This is a genomic window from Roseibium sp. (assembly GCF_039982295.1).
Lineage (GTDB): Bacteria > Pseudomonadota > Alphaproteobacteria > Rhizobiales > Stappiaceae > Roseibium.
In genome coordinates, this window is the sequence record NZ_JBDWYP010000093.1 from 16401 (window position 1) to 41877 (window position 25477).

Below are 25477 nucleotides of genomic sequence, written 5' to 3' on the forward strand. Positions count from 1 at the left end.
CCGTGATGGCAGGAACACCATGGATGATACGACAGGTTCCGGGGATGAGGATAAGTTTCGGTTATCCTCATCAAGGACGTATTTTTTCAATGCTTTAGGAAATGCCTATCCCCACCCGAATGAGGGATAAGGTCTGTTCAACGCTCCGCCGTCATTGCAGGACCTGATCCTGCAATCCATGCCGTTTCGTGTCTCCAGATCGAAGTGGTCCTGTGAAGCAAGGTCACGGCATGGATGCCATGGTCAAGCCATGGCATGACGGAGGGGAGAAGAGAGGCTTTGTCTTGGCTCTGATGTCACTCGGGAGGAGAGCGCGCGTGGTGGCAAAAAGCAAACGGCGAAAGGGCCCACCACACCCACTGCCGTCATCCTCGGGCGTGTCCCGAGGATCCATAGCGCGGGCCTCTTCCCCTCGGCTCTTTGAGATTGTCGGAACAAGCCCGATAATGACGAACGCAGGGACTGTTCCCAGACGCATTGGAACCAACTTTAGCCACCTCTTCCCTCCCCATTTCCCAGCGTTTCTGCTAAAGCTCACCTGTGACTGTTGCATCGCAGCAAGGATGATTGTATACGGACGCACACAATCATATCCGCACTTGGAAAGAGGCCCCACCCATGGCGAAGATCAAGGTAGCGAACCCGGTCGTCGAACTCGACGGCGACGAGATGACCCGCATCATCTGGCAGTTCATCAAGGACAAGCTGATCCACCCCTATCTGGACATCGACCTTGAGTATTATGACCTGTCGATCCAGAAGCGCGACGAGACCGACGACCAGATCACCGTGGACGCGGCCGAGGCGATCAAGAAGCATGGCGTTGGCGTTAAATGCGCGACGATCACGCCGGACGAAGCCCGTGTCGAGGAGTTCGGCCTCAAGCGCATGTACCGCTCTCCCAACGGCACAATCCGCAACATTCTGGGTGGCGTGATCTTCCGTGAGCCGATCATCATGCAAAACGTCCCGCGCCTGGTTCCGGGCTGGACCCAGCCAATCATCGTCGGCCGTCACGCCTTTGGTGATCAGTACCGCGCCACCGACTTTCTCTTTCCGGGAAAGGGCAAGCTGTCGCTCAAGTTCGTCGGTGAAGACGGCGAGACCATCGAACGCGAGGTCTTCGACGCCCCCTCCTCCGGTGTTGCCATGGCCATGTACAATCTGGACGAATCGATCCGCGACTTCGCACGGGCCTCCCTGAACTATGCCCTGCAGCGCGGCGTGCCCTGCTACCTGTCGACCAAGAACACCATCCTGAAAGCCTATGACGGTCGCTTCAAGGACCTGTTCCAGGAGATCTTCGACGCGGAGTTCAAGGACGCGTATGCAGAGAAGGAAATCTGGTACGAGCACCGCCTGATCGACGACATGGTCGCCAGCGCGCTCAAATGGTCCGGCGGCTACGTCTGGGCCTGCAAGAACTATGATGGTGACGTTCAGTCAGACATCGTGGCCCAGGGCTTCGGGTCACTCGGCCTGATGACGTCAGTCCTGATGAGCCCGGACGGCAAGACCGTGGAAGCGGAAGCGGCCCACGGCACAGTCACCCGCCATTATCGCCAGCACGAGAAGGGCGAAAGCACCTCGACCAATTCCATTGCCTCGATCTTCGCCTGGACGCGGGGCCTCGCCCACCGGGCCAAGCTGGATGAGAATGCAGAACTGGCGGCCTTTGCCGAGACGCTGGAAAAGGTCTGCATCGACACGGTCGAAAGCGGCTTCATGACCAAGGATCTGGCGCTGCTCGTCGGCCCGGATCAGGGCTGGCTGACGACCACCCAGTTCCTCGACAAGATCGACGAGAACCTGCAAAAGGCCATGGCAGCATAAGGCCGCAACGCCTTGAGATGACGTCATCCAGAAAGGCGGCTGAAGGGCCGCCTTTTCATTGCGTAGGGCGCCATCGCAACTTGACAGGATGTTCAGATACGTGATCCCTTGATAAATAAGCATTTTTTGAAACTTTAAGAGTTTTAGCCATATGTTCCGTGCTGTTCTTGCTGCGCTTGCCTACCTATTGCCTGTTCTTGTTTTACCCGCCCTTGCCGACCCGCTGCCCGCCATGTGGCAAGTGGAGCGCGAGCGCTATCAGGCGCTTTACAAGGCCGCCTGCGGCGGCGATCAGGCCGCCTACAACAAGCTGAAGAAAGCGGCGGAAGTCGACCGCTCGCCGGCGGCGATGAACTCGCTCCGGATCACCCACTACGTCAAGAAATGCGGCTATGGAGATGGGGAAAGCGACTACACCCGCAAGCTCCTGATGGAGTCCGCCGAGCTCGGATACCCGATCGCCCAGTCCAATCTTGGCGTCGCCCGTCTGAAGGGGATAAATGGTTTCGAACGGGATCCGGAAGCCGGCGTAAGGCTGATGGAGCAGGCCGCCCGTGGCGGTTTTGGCGGGGCAGCCGGTTATCTGGCACTTGAATACACCAGGGGAGAGTTTCTCGAGCAGGATCTCGACCGGGCCGAAACGCTGCTCCAAGTGGCAAGACAGGAAGATGTCGCCGAGAAGGACATCAAGTCCTACGAAAAGGCCCTCGCCACAGAGCGCCAGGCGCAGGAAAAAGCGCTCGCCACCCGGAAGGACAGGCCGGTCTATGCTGGCCTTGCTGTTTCCGTCGATGATGCCGCCTTCGGCTGGTCCTACGACCAGGACAGCCAGGAAGCCGCCCAGCAGCGTGCCCTTGCCGAATGCCGCGAGCGCAATGGCGCCAATTGCGCGCCGAAACTCATCCTGGAAGGCCGGGGCTGCGCCGGCTACGCCTATGAACAGGGCGGTTCGCCCTATGGCTGGGGCGTCAACCGCGACCAGGCCGCGGCCCAGTCCCGGGCCGCACAGGAATGCCGCTCGCGCAACGGCGGCGAGGCTTGCGGCGGCGGCAAGGGCTGGATCTGCAACACCCGCTCCGATCGCGACCTTACCGTCGTCTATGAGGCGGAAAACGTCAGCGGTGCGCCGCAGGCCGTCGCGTCAGGGGATACGTGTGCTCTCGTGCTTTCACAGCGGTGCCCGAACTGGTATGGCGATCAAATAGTCGGCCTGGAACCAGCCAAGTCGGTCCAGGTCTTTAACTACACATCGACAATCTCGTTTCCCGGCTGCGGCCAGAAAATCGATGACGAGACCATGATCTTTCATCTCGAAGGCAATCGCCTGGACGCGGACGGAGACATCCATAAGAAGCTCGATGGCAAGCTTCAGGCCGAGTTCAAGAAAAGGCTTCTAGACTATCGCGCCAAAGTGCAGACCAAATATCCGCAGTGCCGCGGCTATAAGCCCTACGTCAAAGTTTTGCGGGTAAAGAATGTCGAGGATTTTCAAGATCGCGTGATGGAATCCTGCACATCGGATCTTGCCTATCTACGCAAAAACCCGCATCCGAAAAGCAAGGGATGGCGCAAGCTGTGTATCGACTAGGTCGATGACAGTTTCAGCAGTCGTATAGGCGTTTGCATGCAAGAACTATGATGGTGACGTCCAGTCCGACATCGCCGGCCAGGGCTTTGGCTCGCTCGGCCTGATGAGCCCGGACCAGAGCTGGCTGACGACCACGCAGTTCCTCGACAAGATCCACGAGAACCTCCAGAAGGCGATGGCGGCATAAGGCCGCAACGCCTTGAGATGACGTCATCCAGAAAGGCGGCTGAAGGGCCGCCTTTCTTGCGTTTACAGCCTTTGCAAGCAGAGCCATGCGCCAATGCGGCATCAGAAACCAGCCGCCCGATGCCAAAATGCCGCGCCGCCCGCGATTGCGCTGGCCGTCATGCTGCCTATCTTGAGCCGGTCACGCCGAACAGGCTGATACGAGATTGAAGGCAGCCAGATGATCGCTTGCTTCTGATCACGGTTGTCGCATGGAAGCGGGAAACACACATGGAAACTCAACGCACATGGAAGCCTCTTTCTCCGGTCCAGACCGGCCTGCGCGGCAGATGCCCGCGGTGCGGTGAAGGTCATCTCTTCGATGGTTTCCTGACCCTGAAACCCAAATGCGAAGTCTGCGATCTGGACTACAGCTTTGCTGACCCTGCCGACGGACCTGCGTTCTTCATCATCTGCTTCGGCTGCATTCCCGCTGTCGCCTTCGCGATCTGGCTGGAAGTTGCACATACCGCCCCTTACTGGGTGCATCTGGTGACGACCTTGCCGCTGATCCTGCTCACTTGCATTCCGCCGCTGCGCCCCCTGAAGGGCTGGCTGGTCGCGAGTCAGTTCTTTTACAAGGCTCAGGAAGGTCGCCTGGACACCTCCGGATGAGACGGTGAGGATGGCTGAAAAGCGCAAACTTAATGCGTCAGAGGCATTCTGAAACCATCTGGAAACAATCAGACTTTCACAGACTTGAATTTCCGAATTCCGGAAATCAAAGCTTCTTTACTTGATCAAATTTGAGGGTCATCCCCGTCGGCAGTTCCAACAAGTTTCTGCCGATCATGAAGAACCTCTACACCGCCGCCCGGACCTTCCGGAAGATCAGAAAGAAGACCCGTTTCATCGCGGAACATATAAGCCAGATCGAAAGAGACGGCTTCGATGAGCCGATCGTGGTTGTGGGATATCCGAAATCCGGCAACACGTGGCTGACGCGCCTGATCGCCGACACCCTCAATTGCCCCTCAAAGGGCTATGCCGGGATAGCCAACAACCACGATATCGCCTTGGAGGGCGAGGACCGGACCTCCAATCGTTTCCTGCTCAAATCCCATCATGTGCACGCCACCTGGGACCGGGTCAGGCACCCGCGCGTCAAGATGATCAGCATTGTCCGCGACCCGCGCGATGTCGCAGCCTCCGGGGCGCATTATCACTTCCGCAATCAGCCCGGCGCGGCTGCCGACATGGTCTCCCTGATGACAACGGAGCGCCATGGTCATTACTGGAACCGGCGCAGCTGGGCCGGCTATGTGGATGATTTTCTGGCCGCCGGCATTCCGCTCATCCGCTATGAGGACCTTCTCGCAAACACGGAAGCCTCACTCGCACGTCTTCTGGAAGAAGCCGGACTCGATTTCGATCCGGAAAGACTGGCGCGGGCAGTGGAAAATCAGAGCTTCGACAAGGCTCGTGCCCGCTACTTCGAGGCCGGCAACGCGGACAGGATCCGCCATATGCGTTCCGGCCGTGTCGGCAGTCATGCCGATGAACTGCCACCACAAGAGATTTCACGGCTAAGCCGTGCCCTTGCCCCGACCATGGTCGATCTCGGCTACCTGCGTTGAGCCTGAAAGGCGGCGTTCCACGCGTGAGACGTTTAGCCCGTTGATTTGTCTGGTGAAGGCTCTTCACCTGTTGACGTGTCTTCCTCGACGAAGAGATCCGGCTCCTCGGCGCCGCCATCGCTGCCGTCGGCGACCACATCGGCCATGGCCAGCTCCTCGCTGACCAGATCGCCAAGGGACTGGACCGCCTCTTCGCCGCGCCGCTCCGCCTCCTGCAGGATCCTGGTGGCCAACTCCGGGTTCTTCTCCATCATCTGCTGCAGCGCATGGGCTTCAAGCACCAGCAACTCGCAGTCATGAAAGGCCCTGATGGTTGCCGTGCGCGGCCGCTGATGGATCAGCGCCAGCTCGCCGAAGAAGTCACCCGTATCCAGGTAGATGATCTTGTCCTTGAGCGCGATTTCCGCCGTCCCCTCGGAGATGAAGAACATCCTGTCCGCAACGTCCCCCTTTTCCGCAATGACATGGCCGGCACGGACCTTCTGCGCCTGGAGCAGTCGGGCCACTTCAGCAATCTCCGCAGCCTTCAGATCCTCGAACAGCGGCACCCGCGCCACCATTGACCAGGTGACAACAAAGTCCCGGCTGTGGATCTCCCGCGCGAAGGCGGAGGCGATGATACCAACGGGCAGAGCAATCAGGCCGTAGCCGAGCAGCATGAAAAATCCGCCGATGGTCTTGCCGAGGCCAGTGATCGGCACGACGTCGCCATAGCCAACCGTGGTGACCGTCGCAATCGCCCACCAGATCGCATGGGGTATGCTTTGAAATTTGTCCGGCTGCGCGTCCTGTTCGATCAGGTACATAACCGTCGCCGCCAACAAGATGACGCCGGAGACGATCAGCGTCGCACCCATCAGCGCCCAGCGTTCACTGGCGATCGCCTGAAGAAGCGACCGGATCGCCGGCGAATAGCGTGCAAGCTTGAGAAAACGCAGCAGGCGCAGGATCACCACCACCGTGAAGGCATGATGCGGCAGCATGAACACGAGGATCAGGGGCAAGGCCGCGATCAGATCGACAATCGCATCCAGATGCAGGGCATATCTCACCCGCGCACCAAACGAGCCATAGCGCCGCAGCGGCGGATGGAGGTCGGCGACATAGAGGCGTGCGCAATATTCCAGAATGAAAAGCGCACCAGATCCCATCTGGATATAGGTCAGAAGCCCGCCATACCCGGCGCGAACCGCCGGCAGCGTCTCGATCACCGCAAGCGTTACGTTGACAACGATCAACCCGACAAGGAAATGACGGATAGCCCTGGCAGCGCCCCTGGCCTGCCCCGTGTCCTCCAGAAGGTCATAGAGGGTCGTTTTCAGCGTCTTTCTTGCCGTCACCCAGCCGCACCTTTTTCGCTTCGCGTCGACCGCCATCCTTACAAGAACCCCGCCCCCCTGCAAAGCGGGCCATTGTTCAGCAATGGAAGGCGGAGACGAAAAAGGCGGAGCACTGCCCCGCCTTCATGCCGCAATATCGCTGGTTCAAAGACCGACGAGATGGGCTTCGATAGCCGAGATCGCCGCTTCCGCCTTTGCGCCCTCAGGGCCGCCAGCCTGTGCCATGTCCGGCCGACCGCCGCCGCCGCGACCGCCAAGGGCCTCCGAGCCGATCCGCACCAGATCAACCGCGTTGACCTTTTCGGTCAGATCCTTGGTGACCGCCGTCACGATGGCAGCCTTGCCATCATCGGCGACGCTGATCAGCACGACAACGCCAGTGCCAAGCTTGGTCTTGGCGTCATCCGCCAGGCCCTTCAGGTCCTTCGGATTGATGCCATCCACAACCCGCGCCATGAGCTGGAAGGCTCCGGCGGTCTTGACTGGCGCTTCACCGCCCTCACCGCCGCCGCCCATGGCCAGCTTCTTTTTGGCGTCCGCCAGTTCCTTTTCGAGGCGCTTGCGCTCCTCGACCAACTGGGCCACCCGGTTCGGCACGTCTGCTGCGCCAACTTTCAAGAGCCCGGCCAGCGCACGCATGCGCTTGTCCTGCTCATCGAGATAGGCCCGGGCCGCCGCGCCGGTCAGCGCCTCGATCCGGCGGACACCAGCAGCAACGGCACCCTCGGCAACGAGCGTGACGAGGCCGATGTCACCGGTCCGCCGCACATGGGTGCCGCCGCACAGTTCCACGGAGTAGGCCTTGCCCGCCTTGTCGCCATGGAGCGCTGTGCCCATGGTCACAACCCGTACTTCCTCACCATACTTCTCGCCAAAGAGCGCCATGGCGCCGCTTTCAATTGCATCGTCGACGGCCATCAGACGCGTCTCGACGGGCGCGTTCTGCAGGACGATTTCATTGGCAAAGCCTTCAACCACCGCAAGCTCATCATCGCTCATGGGCTTGGGATGAGAAAAATCGAACCGCAGCCGCTCGGACGTGACCAGAGATCCCTTCTGCGCCACATGGGTTCCCAGAACCTCACGAAGCGCCTCATGCACCAGGTGGGTGGCCGAATGGTTCGAGCGCACCGCGCCCCGGCGCGCATGATCAACACTCAGCTCCAGAGGCTGATCGAGTGTCAGGGTGCCTTCATCAACCGTGACGGCGTGCACGAAGAGACCATCAGCCTTCTTCTGAACATCCGTGACGCTGACCTTGATGCCAGAAGCGGACATCACGCCCGTGTCGCCGATCTGACCGCCGGATTCGCCATAGAACGGCGTCTGGTTCAGGATGACAAAACCGCGGCCACCCGTCGCAAGCGTCTTGACCTCTTTACCATCGGCGACAAGGCCGAGAACCACACCTTCAGCCTTTTCGGTTTCATAGCCGAGGAATTCGGTCGCGCCGAATTTTTCCTTCAGACCGAACCAGATCGTATCGGTTGCCGTGCCGCCGGAGCCGGACCAGTTGGCCCGTGCTTCGGCCTTCTGGCGCGCCATCGCCGCGTCAAACGCGTCGGTGTCGACCTGAATGCCGCGCGGACGCAGGGCATCCTGGGTCAGATCCAGCGGGAAACCATAGGTGTCATAGAGCTTGAAGGCTGTCTCGCCATCCAGCTGACCGCCCTCGCCCAGGTCGGACGTTGCCGACTCAAGCAGGCCCATGCCGCGATCGAGGGTCTTGCCGAAGCGTTTTTCCTCGAGCGTCAGCGTCTCCGTGATCAGCGCTTCTGCGCGCCCAAGCTCCGGATAGGCCTGGCCCATCTCGCGGATCAGGGTCGGGATCAACTTGAAGAGCACCGGATCCTTGGCGCCCAGCAGATGGGCATGGCGCATGCCACGGCGCATGATCCGGCGCAGCACATAACCACGCCCCTCGTTGGACGGCAGGACGCCGTCGGCGATCAGGAAGGCTGTCGAGCGCAGGTGATCGGCGATCACCCGGTGGCTGGCCAGCGCGTCGCCCTCTGCCTCAACGCCAGTGACATTGACTGATGCGCCAATGATCGCCTTGAAGAGATCGATGTCGTAGTTGTTGTGAACGCCCTGAAGGATCGCCGCCAGGCGCTCCAGTCCCATGCCCGTATCGATGGACGGCCGCGGCAGATCGAGGCGCGCATCCGCCGTCTGCTCGTACTGCATGAAGACCAGGTTCCAGATCTCGATAAAACGATCACCGTCTTCGTCCGGGCTGCCCGGAGGCCCACCTGCAACGTGATCACCGTGATCGTAAAAGATCTCCGAACAGGGCCCGCAAGGTCCAGTGTCTCCCATGGTCCAGAAGTTGTCGCTGGTCGGGATGCGGATGATGCGATCATCGGACAGACCCGCGATCTTCTTCCACAGGACTGCGGCATCTTCATCTTCGGAGTAGACCGTGACCAGGAGCTTTTCCGCCGGCAAACCGTATTCCCGGGTGATCAGCGTCCAGGCAAGTTCAATGGCCCGTTCCTTGAAATAGTCGCCAAAGGAGAAATTGCCGAGCATTTCAAAAAACGTGTGATGGCGGGCCGTATAGCCCACATTATCCAGATCGTTGTGCTTGCCGCCGGCGCGTACAACTTTCTGCGCCGTGACGGCACGCGAATAGTCGCGGCTCTCAAGACCGGTGAAGACGTTCTTGAACTGGTTCATACCCGCGTTCGCGAACATCAGGGTCGGATCATTGCGCGGGACGAGTGGACCAGATTCAACAATCTGGTGATCGTTCTTGCCAAAATAGTCCAGAAACGCGGATCTGATTTCATTCACGCCGGTCATGCGGTGTCTCGCCTCGGTCCTGCCTGTCCGTTTGATCAGGCCAATATCTTTTGGGCCGGGTCTCCATAGCGTCCCCCGGTCGAACCAGCCTTTTAGCTTTCCGGTCCGTGGCTGTCCAGAACGCCGGGCGGCGCAAACGTCCGGTTTCTTCAAGCTGTTGCTCTGGTGAAACGTGGATATCGGACGGACGAGCGCCAAAACCAAAAACCCCTCCGCACCTGGAGCGCGAAGGGGTTGAATTCATGTTCGCCTGTCACGTTCGCCCGTCACGCGCGAACGCGGCGGTCCGGGGTCAGTCCTCGTCGTCGCCCTTGCCACCTTCGGGATCAATGATCGCCTCGGCAATCAGACCCGCATTCTGACGGATTGCCAGTTCGATCTCATCGGCCACTTCCGGATTGTCGCGCAGGAACTGTTTGGAGTTCTCACGTCCCTGCCCCAGCCGCTGGCTGTTGTAGGAGAACCAGGCACCGGATTTCTCGACGATGTTGCCCTTGACGCCAAGATCGATCAGCTCGCCCATCTTGGAAACGCCTTCCCCGTAGATGATGTCGAACTCAACCTGGCGGAACGGAGGCGCAAGCTTGTTCTTGACCACCTTGACCCGTGTCTGGTTGCCCACGACCTCGTCCTTGTCCTTGATGGCGCCGATCCGGCGGATATCGAGACGGACCGAGGCATAGAACTTCAGGGCGTTGCCGCCAGTCGTTGTTTCGGGAGACCCGAACATCACACCGATCTTCATGCGGATCTGGTTGATGAAGATGACCATGCAGTTCGACTTGGAAATTGACGCGGTCAGCTTGCGCAGCGCCTGGCTCATGAGGCGGGCCTGCAGGCCCGGCAGGCTGTCGCCCATTTCACCTTCAAGCTCGGCTTTCGGCGTCAGCGCCGCGACGGAGTCGATCACCAGAACATCAATCGCGCCAGAGCGCACCAGCGTGTCGGCAATTTCCAGTGCCTGCTCACCCGCATCAGGCTGCGAAATCAGAAGGTCATCGATGTTGACGCCCAATTTGCGCGCATAGATCGGATCAAGCGCGTGCTCGGCGTCAACAAAGGCACAGATGCCGCCCACCTTCTGGGCTTCTGCCACCGTGTGCAGCGCCAACGTCGTCTTGCCCGACGACTCCGGTCCGTAAACCTCAACGATACGGCCGCGCGGCAGACCGCCGATTCCAAGGGCGATATCCAACCCGAGGGACCCGGTGGACACGGACTGGACCTCAACGGCCTGTCCCTGACCCATCTTCATGATGGAGCCCTTACCGAAGGCCCGTTCAATTTGCGATAGCGCTGCGTCCAGCGCCTTGCTCTTATCCATCTGGCTGCTTTCTACGAGACGAAGTGTACTTTGCGACATGGCTCTCGCTCCTTATTCCACGATGGAACCGCCGTTTCAAACTGAGCTTTTGTACCTTTTTTGTTCTCATTTGGCAAGTCCGGCAAGAACATTGTTATTTATGGTTGTTTTTCAATATGTTCGATAAATGTTCTCATCACGGGAACAGAAAACTTACGTAAGGTAATATTTGAGTGCCGAAAAGTTATACCCAGAATCACTGCGTTTCGAACGGCGATCTTGTGCTGCCACAACCGCGCTGCTAGGCCCTTTGAGCGTCTCAATGACCCCAACATCCCGCTGACCGCCACTTGGCCGCAAAGACAGACCATGTACTCCGACCGCTCTCAAGCTTCGCCTCCGCGCCCCATTGCCTGCTTCGGCGCAGTCCACTGGGACATCATCGCCCATGCGGATCGGCCAATCCTCCGCGACACGTCAACACCGGCGCACCTGGACCAGAAGCCCGGCGGCGTTGCGACCAACGTTGCGCGCGTGCTGGCAAGGCTCGGCGTACCGGCAACGCTCGTCGGCGTCACCGGCGCCGATCCCGCGGCGGCCTCCATCCGTGCGCAGCTGGAGCGCGACGGGGTTGAACCTCGCCTTCTTGAGCGGTCCGGACAGGCGACCGGACAATATCTGGCCCTGCATGATCCGGACGGAGGCCTCACAGCTGCCTGTATCGATGACAAGGTGCTCACCAGCGCGTCCCCGGACTTCTTCATCGAGACGGCACATCAGATGCCGGACGATGCCCTGTGGTTTTTCGACGCCAACCTGCCGGTCGCTGTCCTGGAAGAGCTTACCATTTTAGCCCCCAGGGCCGCCCTGGTTGCAGACGCTGTTTCCGTTGCAAAGGCGCATCGCCTCGAGGGAATTCTTTCCAAACTGGAGCTGCTACTGCTCAACCACGCTGAAGCCGCAGCCCTCCTGAATGCTCCCCCAGACACGCCCGCGCAGAACCTTTCGGCAGATCTCCTGAACCGGGGTGTCCGTGCAGTCGTCATTACGTCAGGGGGCGAACCGCTACACATGCGTTCGGCTGGCCGGGTCCTTGACCTGACGCCGCCGCCAGCGTCCGTTGTCGATGTCACGGGCGCCGGTGATGCTCTGATTGCCGGAACCCTGGCAGGTCTCGCCCGTGAATACGCGCTCGACGTCAGCCTCCAGTTCGGCCAAAAGGCGGCCGTTGAGACCCTGCAAGCCTCGGGCGCGGTCGCAGACACTTTAACCTGGTCCGCGATCTGTTCCGACTGACCCCTTCCCCGGTCTTCCTTCAGATCCTATAAGACCGTCAGATACGCGTTCCTCCATTTTCAGAAAGATTGCCCGTGACCGCGAACCACCTCATCGCCCCGACTGCGGAAGTGCGCCAGGCCCTCGCCGACGGCAAGCCCGTCGTTGCGCTGGAATCCACCATCATCACCCATGGCATGCCATTTCCCGACAACGTCGAAACCGCCCGTCAGGTTGAGGCGGACATTCGCGCGGAAGGCGCCATCCCCGCGACCATCGCCGTTCTGGACGGCAAGATCCGTGTTGGCCTTGATGACGATGACCTTGACCGACTGGCCAAGGCCGACGACGTGATGAAGTGTTCCCGCGCCGACCTTTCCTTTGCCGTTTCCAGCGGCCGTCCCGGCTCGACCACGGTCGCTGCCACCATGATGGCGGCCGAGGCCGCAGGGATCTCGGTCTTTGCAACTGGCGGCATCGGCGGCGTCCACAAGGGCGCAGAAGAAACCTTCGACGTATCAGCCGATCTCGATGAGCTTGGCAGAACGCCTGTTCTTGTGGTCTGTGCCGGCGCGAAAGCCCTTCTCGACATCCCAAAGACCCTTGAGGTTCTTGAAACACGCGGTGTCCCGGTGATTGCCTATGGTACGGACGAGTTACCCGCTTTCTGGTCCCGAGGCAGTGGCTTGAGCGCTCCATATCGCCTGGACACGCCCGAGGAAATTGCGCGCCTTCTCAAGGTGCGAGCCGAATTTGGCGGGCATGGCGGCGTGCTCATCGCCAACCCCGTGCCTGAAGACAGCGAAATCCCCCAGGACGAGATGGCAGGTCATATCGCAACCGCCATTGATCAGGCCAACCGGGACAACATCAAGGGCAAGGACGTGACACCCTATGTGCTTGGCGCCATTCTGGATCTGACCGGCGGCCGCTCCCTCGTCACCAACATTGCCCTGGTGCGCAACAACGCAAGACTTGCTGCAAAAATCGCCGTCGCGGCCTCTCAGGGCTGATCTGCGACAGTGAGCGGGCAGGCTTGCAGTCCTGTCAAAAATGCAGAGGCGTTCAAGGCACTGCGAGGACGCAGTGTCACAATGGGGTAACAGGTGTGCGGGATTGACGGTTAAGGTTTCGCAAGCCGTTGACTCCATGGCGTCACCCTGCCCTAGATGACGCACTGCGGAATAGATGGACGGGCATGGCTCGGCTGTGAGAGATTAACGCAGACCAAAAGCGGGAGATTATGTCGATGGCGGAAGCGACAGAACAGGACACAACCGGCGCCGTAGTGGCGGCACCGGCAACGAGCATCAGCCCCTTGCAATACCTTGATCGTGCGCTTGGAAAGCTGCGCGACCTGGGTATTTCAGCCGACACCGAAACTGATGCGCCGATCAATGCCCTTCTGGAGCAGATCTCGGACTTGTCGCCCGACAAGGTTCTGATCATCACCCGCACGCTCGGCCAGGCCTCCCATTTCAACGAAGTCGTGCGTTCCCAGGTCCAGCAGATGGACATCGGTGAGCGCTATGAAGAGATCACGGACGCATTCAACTCGATCCGCGACGATGCCAAGGCGCTGGTCGATCAGCTTGCCGACGGCAAGATCTCCTTCACAGAAGGCCTCGCCAACAAGTGGCGCGACATTCGCCGAGGCACGATTTCCGACCGTTTCGACGACATTCGCGGTACCTACAAGGAAGTCGCCAGAGCCACGAAGGACCAGATCGAGCGCGAACAGACGATCCTCGATTCCTACCGCGACTTCCGCGGCGCCCTGAAGCAGGCTGAGGTTCAGGCTCTCGAAATTCTCAACATCGCAACCAGCAAGCTTGATGCGTCCAAGGCGGCTCTTGAAGCCTCTTCCAACGATGTCGCCGCTTATGCTGGAGATGATCCTGCCGCAAAGGCACGGCTCGAGCTGGCACGCGACGAACGCCTGCGCGAAATGCAGGACGAGGAAAAGCGCTATCAGATCTCCAAGGATCTCTCCGACAACCTGACCATCGGCTACAACACGTCTGAAATCATCATGGCGCGCCTGATGCAGACGACCAATGCCAAGGAACGGGTCTATGCCCAGTCCGTCAGCTTCTTCTCGACCAATGAATCGGTTCTGACGGCGCTCAACGCGTCTTTCACCGGACTTCAGGGATTGCATGAATCCACCGAGACGCTGAACGCCATGAAAGAAGGCGTCAACAAGAGCCTCGAAACGCTTGCCGAAATCGGCGACGCGGTTCAGACAGAAGCTCTCAAGGCGGGCTACGGACCGACGGTTCAGGCCGCCTCTGTCAAGAAACTCGTGGACTCAGTCGTGAACTTCCAGGTTCACTCACGTGAGATCATCAACGAGATGCGCGACATGTCGACCAAGAACTCCGAGGAAATCCGGACCGCGGTCGAGGATGGCAAGCGTCGTCTTGCCAAACTTGCCGCTGAAGGCAATGCCCTTCAGAGCTGACGAGATCGACCGCCTGGCAGGCCGCCGGGCGGTCCACTTGTTCCCGATCGCATGTGAGGCCGACTTCACGCAGGCGTTCGGGAAAGGTCCACTGTTTCGATTGAATGTAAGTGCTCTAGCGGAGACGACGCTTGATGGCGGAAAAGGCAGACGCCCCGCTCGATGATCTGATGATGGCGATGGATGTGGTGGACACGCTCCGCCATGACGATGCCGTCGTGATGAAGGAGCTCGGCGCCGAAGATCGCGACGCCGGGATGATCGAGCGCCTGCGGGAAATATACTCTGCTCAGGGCATCGATGTCCCGGATCACATTCTCAAGGCTGGCGTCGAGGGTCTGAAAGAAGACCGTTTCGTCTACAATCCGCCAGCGTCCGGATTCTCGCGTTTCCTCGCCCTTGCCTATGTCAGTCGCCTGACCTGGTCAAAGTGGCTGGCCATTGTGCTGGTGGTTCTGGTCATTGCAGGAGCTGGCTGGCAATTCCTCGTGGTCGCGCCAAGGGAGCGGGCCGCAGAAGCGCTGCAGGTGGAGCTTGCCGAAGGACTGCCGAACCGTCTGTCGGTCCTCGCCGAGCGTGTTGCGGGCCTCACGGACAATTCTGACCTGCTCGCCGAGGCCGACAGGCTGAAAACCGACGGCATTACGGCCGCCAGCGATGGCAAGGTCGAGGCCGCGCGCAAGGCTGCCAGCGATCTGGACAGGCTGGTTGCTGATCTGTCAGCTGTCTTCGAAGTGCGCATTGTTTCGCGCGCCGGAACCCCGACCGGCGTCACCCGCATCCCGGACGTCAATCGCAACGTCAACAACTACTATCTGGTGGTCGAAGCCATAAATCCGGACGGCAAGGCCATTGCAAGGCCCATCCTCTCAGAAGAAAACGGCGAGACCAGCAACGTCACGATCTGGGCCCAGCGCGTCAGCAAGGCCGCCTTCGACGCGGTGCGCCGCGACAAGGAGAACGACGGCATCGTCCAGAAAACCCTGATCGGCGAGAAACGCCGCGGCGAGCGCGAAATAGACTGGGCCAGCGGTGTCCAGGAAGGGGCAATTACCCAATGGTAGGACGGGCATCAAAGCGGCAGCGGGAGGCCGAGACATCATGCTGACCGGACGCCAGACGCTCTCAAGCATCGAACAGGCTACCGCTGATCTGCGCCGCGAGGAAACCGACCTCAGCAGCCGGATCGAGCGCGCAACACGCTCCTTGACGGATCTGCAAACCCAGCAAAGCGATGCCTACAAGGAACTGGCACGGTTTCGGCTCGACAACCATGCAGCAGAGACCTTTGACGAACGCAGGGACGCTGCCGCGCGCGAAGCACGCCGCCTGATGGAAAAGCGCACCCAGGACTACAAGGTTCTTGCCGATCAGCTGCGCGAAAAGGAAACCGCGCATACACAGAGCGTCAAACGTCGCGACTCTCTTGCTGACGAAGCACAAGCAACCGCCAGCCGCATGGATGGGCTTCTTGAGGAAGTCGACAACCTTCTCGAAAAGGACCCTACTTTTCTCGCCCAGCGTGAGCGCGCAGAACAGGCGGCAAAGACCGCGCAGGCCGCCGCCACCAAGGCACAGACCTCGCTTCAGGATCGCGAAGACAAGGGCAAGGCCTACGAAGACGATAGGCTCTTCATGTATCTCTGGGAGCGCGGCTTCGGCACGCCGGACTATGACAAGCGAGGCATCGTGCGTGCGCTCGATCGCTGGGTCGCGGGCCTGATCCGCTATCAGGACGCCCGCGCCAATTACGCCATGCTGACCAGCATCCCTGAGCGTATGGCCCGTCACGCGGAACGCTGCGAAGAACTGGCAGCCCGGGAAGACGAAAAACTGGCCGAGCTGAGCAGGGACGCACTGACAAGCACGGCCGGAGAGGATCTTGCGGCAAAGATCGACAGCCTCGGCAAGGAGATCGAGCAGCTTGACGGCGAACTCGATGCACAGGAACGCTCCATCGAAACCCTGAACGAGGCCCTTCAGGCCTTTGCCGACGGCGAGGACGACGGCTTAAACAAGGCCGAAGATCAACTCTCCCAGTCTCTGAAGGCCGACGACCTGCGCGATCTGTGGCGCGAGGCCCTGAACACCCCTTCTCCGGAAGATGAAAAGATCATTCGCCGCATCGAGGACCAGCGGGAGCGAACCGAGGCCCTTCATCGCGAGATCCGCCAGGATCGCCAGCTTCTGCGCGACATTGCCCGTCGCCGGACCGAATTGTCTCAGGTGACCCAGAAATTCCGGCGCAGCGGCTATGACACTTGGGATTCCACCTTCTCCGACAACAACCTGACCACGGTTCTGTTGGGCGAGCTGGTCAAGGGCGCCATCACAGGCGCCGATTATTGGGCACGTGCCAAGAAATCGCACAAGCGCCGCAAGCCGCGCGGTGGCCGGGTGGGCTTTCCGAAGGGCTCCGGCCTGCCACGCTCCATGGGGGGTGGGCTCGGCGGGGGCTTCAGCGGCGGCGGGTTTGGCGGCGGCAGCTCATCGGGCGGCGGATCGTCAGGTGGCGGTTTCAGCTCAGGCGGTAGTTTTGGCGGCGGCGGTTTCAAGACCGGCGACACCTTCTGAGGCCTGCAGACATGATTGACCCAAAGCTCTACCAGACCATGGCCGTCTACAACGGCTGGATGACCGACAAACTCTATGACACCTGCGCCCAGGTGAGCGATGACGAGCGAAAGGCGGACAAGGGCGCGTTCTTCAAGTCGATCCATTCGACGCTGAACCACATCCTTTTTGCCGATCGTGCCTGGATGACCCGCTTTTCAAGCAAAGTCTACGAACACAAGGGCATGGGCGTCGACATCTATTCAGACTTCGAGGATCTCCGCACGGCCCATCTGGTGATGGCTGGAGATATCGAAGCCTGGGCCAGCGAACTTGATCCCGACTGGCTTGCACGCGACCTGACCTGGATCAGCAGCGACGGCACGCGCACCACCACACGCCCTGGCTGGGTGCTCGTCACGCACATGTTCAATCATCAGACCCATCACCGCGGCCAGATCGGCACCCTGCTCTCCCAGATGGGGCACGATATCGGCGTCACCGATCTGCCTTTCATGCCGGCCTTTTCAGCGGATTGACCAGACACCAGCGCGGGCAATGCAACCTTTTCTTAATCATGTTGTTGACTAGGTTGTTCCCTATCGAACACCATGACAAGCCAAGTCGAAGGATAGCGCCATGCGCAAGCTCACTACCCTAGCCCTTCTGTTGGCCCTGGCGGCCTGTCAGAGTTCTCCACGGCGTCCCGCTGCACCTGAGCAGCCGACCCTGGACGTACCGGCAGGCGCGCAGAGTGTCACGATCGCAGCTTCTCCGGCGGCCGTGCGAGCAGCGCTTGTTTCCAGCGCAACGGAAAAAGGCACCACTGTCATCCAGGATGAGGCCAACATGGTGGTCATGGAACGGACGATGGCGGGCGCGAACCCGGCGCTCGACGCAGAATTCGGCCCTTCGGACAATGGCATCAGGGTTGTACGGATCCGCGTCCGTTTCACTGGTGCTCCCTGCCAGACACTTGCTGTTCAGGACCTTGCCGTTCTCAACAATGCACGAACTGCACTTGAACAGAGCTTCGTCCTGCCCGGCAATCCGAACACCATGCAAAGCCTTCGGGGCCTGAAGTCCCGGGCCGAACAGGGCAGCACCTGCCCGCCCGTGTAACCGGGTGGTCTGGGCGACAATCGCATTGAAAGAGAAGCTGGTGGTGTCTTGAACCACCAGCCCGCCAGTCAACTGCCTTCCTGGATCAACGCTGCCGTATCCAATCGGAGAAGTCCGCTCCAGCCGGTAATTGCTGAGCGACTTTCGAGATTTGTGCCGCGGACCTGCGCGTTTCCATTGTCCCGTCTCCGCCCAGAACGCCAAGGCTGTCCATATATTCGGGCAAATGACCAGACATGACCACGCGCCAGTCCAATGGCAGGTCCGGCTGCAAGATCTTGGCAAGCTGATAAACGACGGTCGTACAGTTGGCGCTCAACGTGTTGTAGAATTTCGGGCGGTCTTCCAGTTCCAGGGCCAGCTCGACAAAGGACAGGAACATCGTCCGGCGTTGTTCAGGCGAAAGCTCGACCGGGTAAACGCTGACGTCTTCCTTGCGGTAGTTGGTTCGCAGCTTGACGATATCCCGTTCCGTCGCACCGATCAGCACCAGTTCGAATTGACGAAAGAACCCGCCAATCTCGTTGAAGCTTTCATTGGCCTCACGGCGGATCTCTGCAGAGAACACAATGTGGTCGCCGCCCGAAAAGCCAAAGCTGACCAGCAGATGCGCGATATCCGGACTGTCCCAGACTGACGTGATCATGTCGACTGTTTCAAGCTTCGACAGGTCATAGCTACGGGTGATCCAGCGTGGATCCGCATCGTCGGCAGAAGTCCAGTTGAAATCCCTGATATCGGAGAGCATCACCTGGTCTCCTGCCACGCGTGCCTTTACACCGCGCGAGACATCGATGGCCCAGTCCCGATCCTGTTGAGGCGTAATCGTTTGATACCAGCCAGCAACGATGAGACCTGACGCCAGGAGTGCGAGCCAGGACAAACGACGAGAGCGAAACCTCAGCCAAACGGTTCCAAGGACTGCCGCCGCCAGCGCTGCAAGTGCCACCCATAAGACAGCCCCATCCAGATGAAACCGCAGGGCCGTGACGGTCCAGGCGGTTCCCCCCGGCACGGACAATGCAAAGCAGACATCAAACAGGATTTTCAGAAATCGGGACACCTTGCGCTCCAGTCGTGCGTTCACGGACTGCCGGACTACATCATTTGCAGGGCCGATCGTTCGTTGTTCGCTATCAGACACCGCGCAAAGCGCAATCACCAGCGCCGAAAGACACCAAACCTTATGCGGCTTCAAGTTCTTTCAGCAGCGCCCTGAAGGTCTTTCGGGCAGTGCCCGGGTGGCGGATCTTCTTGACAGCCTTCAGGTTGGACAGGTCGTTGTCGACGACGATCAGGCCAACCATGCCCCATTCATAGTGGGGAAGGCAGATGTGACCGTAGATTCCCGGCACGTCGAATGTCACCCGCAACCGTTCATCCAGCGCGCCATTCCAGGGGCTGGCACCATCGGGGATCATGCCTCGCTTGGATGCGGAATTATGTCCCTCGTCCGTGGGAACAAAGGTCACGCTGTCACCGACGTTGACGTGCAGGATTGACGGCTCAAACACGTTCGGCGTCTGGCCGTCACCGCAATTGGCATTCAGCATCAAGACCGCATGCTCCCCTCCCTCCAGTGCAGGAAGAGGGCAGGCAGCTGCCGCAGAGCTTCCGGCCAGAGCGCCCATGGAGAGGATGAAATTACGACGTGTAAGCATGGACAAGAAGGTTCTCCCTTGGGCCGGTGGTGATCTCGATGTCCACGCCATAGGTCCTGGAAATCGCGGGCGAGCGCAAAACCTCTTCCGGCTTCCCCTGCGCAAGGATGCGCCCTTCCCCCAGAAGGATCAGGCTGTCGGCGTAGCGCGCCGCAAGATTCAGATCATGGAGCGCAACCATGCCAACGGCCTGCCGCTCGGCAACTGCTCTCTTGATCTGGGTCAGGACATCGAGCTGGTGACGCAGATCGAGAGCTGACGTCGGCTCATCGAACAGATAGACATCTGACTTGCGGATGAGCGCCTGGGCGGCCGACACCATCTGCGATTGTCCGCCAGACAGTTCGCTGACATAGGCCTGCGCCAAATGGCCAATGCCTGCATCCTCCAATGCCTGGCCAACGGAGAACATGTCATCTTCGGAGACACGCCAGCCCTTGAGCTGCTTGTGCGCCATCATCATCACGTCGAACACCGTCAACGCCGCATTGGCCGCGAAGAATTGCGGCATGAAGCAAACCTTCTTCAACCGCTCCCGGGTCGAAAGCCGCGCCAGGTCGATATCGGCGATATGAACCTTGCCGGCAGAAGGCGCGAGCAGGCCGGCGATCAAACGGAACAATGTCGATTTGCCAGCCGCATTCGGTCCGATCAGAACCGTGAGCTTGCCGCGTTCAATCGGGTCAAAATTCACGTCCGACAGGACCTGACGCCGACCATAGGAAAAGCAGAGCCCCTGTGCACTCAAGCCGGTCATTGCCAGTGCCTCTTGCGCTGTCCAAGGATAAGCAGGATGAAGAACGGAATGCCGATGAGCGACGTGATCATGCCGATCGGATAGATGAGCCCCGGGGTGATTGCCTTCGAGGCGATCGACGTCCCTGACAGGATCAGTGCGCCGCACAGAGCTGACAGCGGCAAAAATCCACGCTGATCTTCACCGACAATCATTCGGGCAATATGAGGGCCAACCAATCCGACAAAGGCGATTGCCCCGACGAACGATACGGCAACGGCTGCAAGCAGCGAGACCCCGCCAAGCACTGTCAGTCGAAGAAGGCCGACATTCACACCAAGGGCTGCCGCCTTGTCTTCTCCCATGCGCAAGGCGGTCAATGCCCAGGACTGGTGCAGGAAAAAGGGCAGAATGACGCCAAGCACCCCCGCGCAAATCGCAACCTTCTCCCAGGTGGCACGCGAGAGCGAGCCGAGTTGCCAGAAAATCAACTGCGCCAGCTGCATCTCGGAGGCACCATATTGCAGAAACGCAAGCAGCGCGTTGAAGGTGAACAACATGGCGATGCCGACCAGGATCATCGCTTCAGGCGACACACCGCGCAAACGGGTAAAGAGAAACAGCGCGCAGGACGTGCCCAGCGCAAAGACGAAGGCATTCATTGTCACGAACAAACCGCCAACGCCTGGAACGACCGACCAGCCGAGTACGATTGCGAGCGCAGCTCCAAAGCTTGCAGCCGACGAAAGCCCGAGCGTGAAGGGATCGGCGAGCGGATTGTTGAGGATCGTCTGCATCTCGGCGCCGGCCACACCAAGCATCGCCCCAACCAGAACCGCCATCAAAGCCACGGGCAGGCGCAGCTTCCAGATGATGACATCCTCCTTGGGAGTCGCGATTGAGGGGTCCAGGATCACCTGGAGGGCACGGCCGAAACTCAGGTTCGCAGGGCCCGTGATGATATCGAAAATCACCAGGGCTGCCAGGCACGCGATCGCGCCCAGAACAAGAAGAAGCCGTCGGCCCGAACGCAGCCGATAGGCCCGCACAAGAGCACCGGCATTCGGGCTCCGGGTTAGGTCAGACATGATCAAAAATCCGGAAATAAGGAGGTCCGCAGCCCTGTGGCCACGGACCATTGTCTGGCTATTCAGCCGCCTGTGCGGACATCCAGAAGGTGCCCTTGGCGTCAAACGGCAGGAAACGTTCATGCAGTTCGACGAACGTCGCCCAGGGGTCCAGATCCTCGAAATCATCAGGATGGAACCATTTCGCCAGCTGCTGAATGGCCACGAAGTGGTAAGGCGAATTGTAGAACTGATGGAAGATGACGTGGTAATTGCCAGCTTTCACCGCTTCCAGATCCGCAAACCCGGCCCGGCTCGCGAGCGCATCGATGCGCGCCTCGTTGGGTCCTGTTTCCGCATCATAGCCCAGCAGCACGGAAGTCACCTCAGGACGCGCTTCCGACCAGTTGGCACCGGTCGCAACGACATGTGCCGGATTGGCTTCGATAATACCTTCCAGGCTCAACGTAACCGAATAGGCATTCGCCAGAGACGATGCATAGTTGGTGCCACCGGCAAGCTCGACGAAGCGGCCATAGTTGTAGGGGCCGAACGACCAGCAACAGAAGTCGACCTGCCAACCAGCCGCGTTTTCAACGACAACCAACGGACGTTCCTCGGCCGGGATGGTATCGATGATATTGGTGACCTTCCGCATTTGGGAAATGTAGAAGTCGATAAATTCCGCAGCGCGCTTTTCCTCGCCGAAGATACGGCCAAGCATCAGCAGTGACGGCACGACATTTTCGGTCGCATTCCGACGGAAATCGACAAAGGCAACCTGAACGCCAGCTGCCCCGAGCTTCTCCATCAGACCGGTCTCTTCGGCCTTGAACAGGCTGCCTGATTCCAGAAGCACAAGATCCGCTTCCGATTCGAGAACAGCCTCGATGCTGAAATCACCGGCATAAGGGTTGCCGAAGTTGATCAGTCGGGCGGTATCTTCAGGAAAGGCGCTTTCAAACTGGCGGAAGCCATCAGGATCATAAAGGATCAGGTCGTTGTTCCAGCCAACGATTTTCTCGAAGGGATTGCCCTCGATCAACGGCGTAATGCCGTACATCATCCGGCCTTCGCCCAGGATGATCTTGTCCGGCATTTCCTGAAGGGTGACTTCTCGGCCTGCAATATCTGTGAAGGTCAAAGCTTCCGCTTGAGCATTGGTGGCTGACACGATCAAGGTCGCGCTGGCTGCAAGTGCGCCAAGGAAGCCGCTAATTTTCGTCGCTAGGGACATAACGGTCTCCGATTGGATTGTCTGCCCTAGCGTCCTACCCCATGCTTAGAGAGAAGCCAAGAAATATATGAATATAAAACTCATGTATTAAGAGACCTCTTGAAACTCCGTGCCGTCCGCGCAGTTTCCTAGCTGTTCAGCACTTCCTTGACGGTCGTCGCCAGCTGCTTGAGCGTGAAGGGCTTGGGCAGGAAGAAGAACTTCTCGTTTTCCGGAAGGTTTTCCTCAAACGCGTCTTCAGCATAGCCCGAGACGAAGATGATCTTGAGATCCGGCTGTGTCTTGCGCAATTCGACAAGAAGTGTCGGCCCGTCCATTTCCGGCATCACCACATCGGAAACCACCAGATCAATCTTGCCGTCGACTTCTTCCATCACCTCGAGCGCTTCCGTGCCCGTGCCTGCTTCAAAGACAGTGTAGCCACGAGATGCCAGCGCACGCGCACCAAAGGCACGTACCGCCTCTTCATCTTCGACGAGAAGAATGGAGGCTGACCCGGTCAGATCCGCGACCTTCTCCTGCTCCGGCTTCGCCTCGACAACGGGTTCTTCGACGAAGGCCGGGATATGACGCGGCAGGAACAGGCGGAACGTCGTACCGGCATCAATCTCGCTAGTACAGAAGATGAAGCCGCCAGTCTGCTTGACGATACCGTAAACCGTTGACAAGCCGAGACCAGTTCCCTTTCCGACTTCCTTGGTCGAGAAGAACGGGTCGAAGATCTTTTCCATGATCTCGGGCGGCATGCCGTGACCAGTGTCCGTCACTTCGATCAGCGTATACTCGCCCGGCGGCATGCCGCGCGTATTTTCGAATTGCGTCGAGGCCGACTCGCCCACGTTCGATGTGCGGATGGTCAGTTTGCCGCCATCAGCCATTGCATCGCCAGCATTCACCGCCAGATTGACGATGACCTGCTCGAGCTGATTGAGATCGGCCATCACCGGCCAGAGATCTCGGCCATGGATGACCTTCAGCTCGACCTTTTCGCCAAGCAGGCGATCAAGCAGAATGGAAAGGTCGGCCAAAACATCATTGAGTTCAAGCTGTTGCGGCCGCAAGGTCTGACGGCGAGAGAACGCAAGAAGCTGCCGGACAAGACCAGCCGCGCGGTTGGCGTTCTGCTTGATGTTCATGATGTCCTGGAAAGACGGATCCGTCGGACGATGGCTGGCGAGCAGCAGGTCGGAGAAACCGATGATCGCAGTCAAGACGTTGTTGAAGTCATGCGCGACACCGCCGGCCAGCTGACCGATGGCCTGCATCTTCTGGCTTTGGGCGAACTGGGCCTCAAGCGCCCGCTGCTTTGTGCTGTCGAGCGCATAGACGATCGCGGCCTCGCCATCTCCTTCACCTTCCTGCACGGCAGACACATAGAAGGTGGCCGAGCGCGGATCATTGCCGTCATTCAGCGGAATGTCGATGGGCGCGATCTCGCCAATGCCATGACTGGCGGCCGTCAGTGCCTTGCCCAGATCCTCACGCCCGCTTTCGGCAACGTAGTTTTCCAGCTTCGGCGGTTCACCACTCAGATCAACCGCGCCGAACAGCCTCAGGAACGGAGCATTGGTGCGCAGCACCCTTCCTTCCGTGTCCAGCGAGGCAATCGCAATCGGTGTGTTGTTGAAGAAGCGCGCAAAGCGAACTTCTGCAGCGCGCAGGGCTTCCGATGCTTCCTCGCCACGAGAGCGGTTGAGAACCAGCGTGCGGCTGTCGCCCGCCTGGCCATTGTCGCCAAAGGGAACTCTGTGCAGGAGACGCACCGGAAAGCTGCGGCCGTTGCGCGCCACGAAATCAAGATCGAAGGTCTCGCTTTTGACTTCGCCCGCCTGGCCCTTGACCGAGCGTATCAACTCGGTGCCGTCACCACGCACAATCTCACCAAGATCAAGTTCGCCTGCCATGAATTGCGCAAGGTCATAGCCAAGCCAGTCAGCAAGCGTCGCGTTGAGATAAACAATGCGTCCTTCCCCGTCACAGGAGAAGAACCCGGCAGGCGCATGGTCGAGGAAGTTGATGACCCTCTGCAGTTCCTGGAAGGAATTTTCCTGTTCTGCGCGATCGCGGGTGATGTCCGCCAGTTGCCAAACGGCAAGACGGCGGCCTGTGCCCCCCTCCTTGCGCGGCAGCAAGAGCGGGCGGATTGAGACGCGGTACCAATGCGGACTGCCTTCGCTGCGGCCAAGCGGCATGGGCATGCGGATTTCTTCCTGGGCCCTGAGGCCGTCGCGCATCGCCTGAGACAGTCGGAAAATAGCATCAGCCGCGTCAGGATCACTTGAGAACACACGCTCCATGACCCGGATATCGGCTGCGTTTTCCGCCCCTGTCAGATCCGCATAGGCCTGGTTGGCATAGACAAGCCGCCCTTCGGCGTCGGTGATCAGCGCACCATCATCAAGGGAATTCAGAAAAGCCGAGGCAATCGGGTTGCCTGACCGGCCAGTGCCGAAACGCAAAAAGCCGATCGCCCCCGCAAACAGGCAAAACACGCCCACCACGGCAAGAATGCCGAGAAGCGCCAGAACGAAAGGCTGAGACTGGGTCTTGCCCACGATGGCAAACCCTGCCGCCGCAGCAACCAAGGCAACGGCCAGGGCGATCAGCAGCCCGATATTGCCGCCCCGTTCAGGCCGGTCGATCATCGGCTCGCTCGGTGCGCCGTCCAGATCATTCATTCCCAAAACTCCC

Annotated in this window: 21 protein-coding genes; 11 read left to right on the top strand and 10 right to left on the bottom strand. The window is 59.6% G+C overall.

The annotated features are described in order from the left end of the window. Positions 1-618 precede the first annotated feature (618 nt). Complete coding sequence (locus ABJZ52_RS22500; RefSeq protein WP_348186335.1) at positions 619-1833, top strand: NADP-dependent isocitrate dehydrogenase; 1215 nt, start codon at positions 619-621, stop codon at positions 1831-1833. A gap of 151 nt (positions 1834-1984) precedes the next feature. Beyond that, positions 1985-3421 carry a DUF4189 domain-containing protein gene (locus ABJZ52_RS22505; protein WP_348186337.1) on the top strand — a complete coding sequence of 479 codons (1437 nt, stop codon included), beginning with the start codon at positions 1985-1987 and terminating at the stop codon, positions 3419-3421. Between the two features lie 13 nt (positions 3422-3434). Here ABJZ52_RS22505 and ABJZ52_RS22510 read toward each other — a convergent pair whose 3' ends face one another. Further along, positions 3435-3695: a hypothetical protein gene (locus ABJZ52_RS22510; protein ID WP_348186339.1), complete on the bottom strand. Its 261-nt coding sequence runs from the start codon at positions 3693-3695 to the stop codon at positions 3435-3437. Positions 3696-3877: 182 nt separating this feature from the next. On the opposite strand from ABJZ52_RS22510, the gene ABJZ52_RS22515 reads away from it, so the two are divergent. Together ABJZ52_RS22515 and ABJZ52_RS22520 are read left to right on the top strand one after the other, a co-directional pair. Continuing rightward, positions 3878-4261 carry a DUF983 domain-containing protein gene (locus ABJZ52_RS22515; protein ID WP_213216436.1) on the top strand — a complete coding sequence of 128 codons (384 nt, stop codon included), beginning with the start codon at positions 3878-3880 and terminating at the stop codon, positions 4259-4261. A 131-nt stretch (positions 4262-4392) separates the two neighbouring features. Continuing rightward, positions 4393-5223 (top strand): sulfotransferase domain-containing protein, encoded by an 831-nt coding sequence (locus tag ABJZ52_RS22520; RefSeq protein ID WP_348186341.1) that lies wholly within the window; start codon positions 4393-4395, stop codon positions 5221-5223. Between the two features lie 32 nt (positions 5224-5255). Here ABJZ52_RS22520 and ABJZ52_RS22525 read toward each other — a convergent pair whose 3' ends face one another. The 3 genes from ABJZ52_RS22525 to recA form a co-directional block, all read right to left on the bottom strand. Further along, positions 5256-6563, bottom strand: a complete 1308-nt coding sequence (locus ABJZ52_RS22525; protein ID WP_348186343.1) for a cyclic nucleotide-gated ion channel — start codon at positions 6561-6563, stop codon at positions 5256-5258. A gap of 144 nt (positions 6564-6707) precedes the next feature. Further along, the gene (gene alaS / locus ABJZ52_RS22530) at positions 6708-9368 is read right to left on the bottom strand and encodes an alanine--tRNA ligase (protein ID WP_348186345.1); all 2661 of its coding nucleotides are present in this window, start codon (positions 9366-9368) and stop codon (positions 6708-6710) included. A gap of 292 nt (positions 9369-9660) precedes the next feature. After that, complete coding sequence (gene recA / locus ABJZ52_RS22535; RefSeq protein ID WP_348186347.1) at positions 9661-10731, bottom strand: recombinase RecA; 1071 nt, start codon at positions 10729-10731, stop codon at positions 9661-9663. A 309-nt stretch (positions 10732-11040) separates the two neighbouring features. Between recA and ABJZ52_RS22540 the strand changes: the two genes are divergently transcribed. The 7 genes from ABJZ52_RS22540 to ABJZ52_RS22570 all read left to right on the top strand — a co-directional run bounded on the left by ABJZ52_RS22540 (position 11041) and on the right by ABJZ52_RS22570 (position 18085). Next, positions 11041-11967, top strand: coding sequence for a PfkB family carbohydrate kinase (locus ABJZ52_RS22540; protein WP_348186349.1), 927 nt, complete (start codon positions 11041-11043; stop codon positions 11965-11967). A gap of 74 nt (positions 11968-12041) precedes the next feature. Then, positions 12042-12959, top strand: a complete 918-nt coding sequence (locus ABJZ52_RS22545; protein WP_348186351.1) for a pseudouridine-5'-phosphate glycosidase — start codon at positions 12042-12044, stop codon at positions 12957-12959. 236 nt (positions 12960-13195) lie between these two features. Next, entirely contained in the window at positions 13196-14410 is a 1215-nt protein-coding gene (locus ABJZ52_RS22550) for a cell surface protein (protein ID WP_348186353.1), read from the top strand. A 134-nt stretch (positions 14411-14544) separates the two neighbouring features. Next, on the top strand, positions 14545-15474 hold the full coding sequence (locus ABJZ52_RS22555) for a DUF6384 family protein (protein ID WP_348186355.1): 930 nt from the start codon (positions 14545-14547) through the stop codon (positions 15472-15474). A gap of 37 nt (positions 15475-15511) precedes the next feature. Beyond that, positions 15512-16984, top strand: a complete 1473-nt coding sequence (locus ABJZ52_RS22560) for a hypothetical protein (RefSeq protein ID WP_348186357.1) — start codon at positions 15512-15514, stop codon at positions 16982-16984. 11 nt (positions 16985-16995) lie between these two features. Then, complete coding sequence (locus ABJZ52_RS22565) at positions 16996-17502, top strand: DinB family protein (protein WP_348186359.1); 507 nt, start codon at positions 16996-16998, stop codon at positions 17500-17502. A 100-nt stretch (positions 17503-17602) separates the two neighbouring features. Next, positions 17603-18085 carry a hypothetical protein gene (locus ABJZ52_RS22570; protein WP_348186361.1) on the top strand — a complete coding sequence of 161 codons (483 nt, stop codon included), beginning with the start codon at positions 17603-17605 and terminating at the stop codon, positions 18083-18085. An 85-nt stretch (positions 18086-18170) separates the two neighbouring features. Here the strand turns inward: ABJZ52_RS22570 and ABJZ52_RS22575 are convergent, their stop codons facing one another. The 6 genes from ABJZ52_RS22575 to ABJZ52_RS22600 form a co-directional block, all read right to left on the bottom strand. Further along, positions 18171-19148, bottom strand: a complete 978-nt coding sequence (locus ABJZ52_RS22575; protein ID WP_348186363.1) for a DUF4105 domain-containing protein — start codon at positions 19146-19148, stop codon at positions 18171-18173. Between the two features lie 121 nt (positions 19149-19269). Next, positions 19270-19746, bottom strand: a complete 477-nt coding sequence (locus ABJZ52_RS22580; protein WP_348186575.1) for a pseudoazurin — start codon at positions 19744-19746, stop codon at positions 19270-19272. Then, the gene (locus tag ABJZ52_RS22585) at positions 19730-20503 is read right to left on the bottom strand and encodes an ABC transporter ATP-binding protein (RefSeq protein WP_348186365.1); all 774 of its coding nucleotides are present in this window, start codon (positions 20501-20503) and stop codon (positions 19730-19732) included. Before ABJZ52_RS22585 ends, ABJZ52_RS22580 begins: the two co-directional genes overlap by 17 nt. Further along, the gene (locus ABJZ52_RS22590; protein ID WP_348186367.1) at positions 20500-21570 is read right to left on the bottom strand and encodes an iron ABC transporter permease; all 1071 of its coding nucleotides are present in this window, start codon (positions 21568-21570) and stop codon (positions 20500-20502) included. Before ABJZ52_RS22590 ends, ABJZ52_RS22585 begins: the two co-directional genes overlap by 4 nt. A gap of 58 nt (positions 21571-21628) precedes the next feature. Next, positions 21629-22786 carry an ABC transporter substrate-binding protein gene (locus tag ABJZ52_RS22595; protein ID WP_348186369.1) on the bottom strand — a complete coding sequence of 386 codons (1158 nt, stop codon included), beginning with the start codon at positions 22784-22786 and terminating at the stop codon, positions 21629-21631. 128 nt (positions 22787-22914) lie between these two features. Next, positions 22915-25464, bottom strand: coding sequence for a PAS domain-containing protein (locus ABJZ52_RS22600; RefSeq protein ID WP_348186372.1), 2550 nt, complete (start codon positions 25462-25464; stop codon positions 22915-22917). Between the last annotated feature and the right edge of the window lie 13 nt (positions 25465-25477).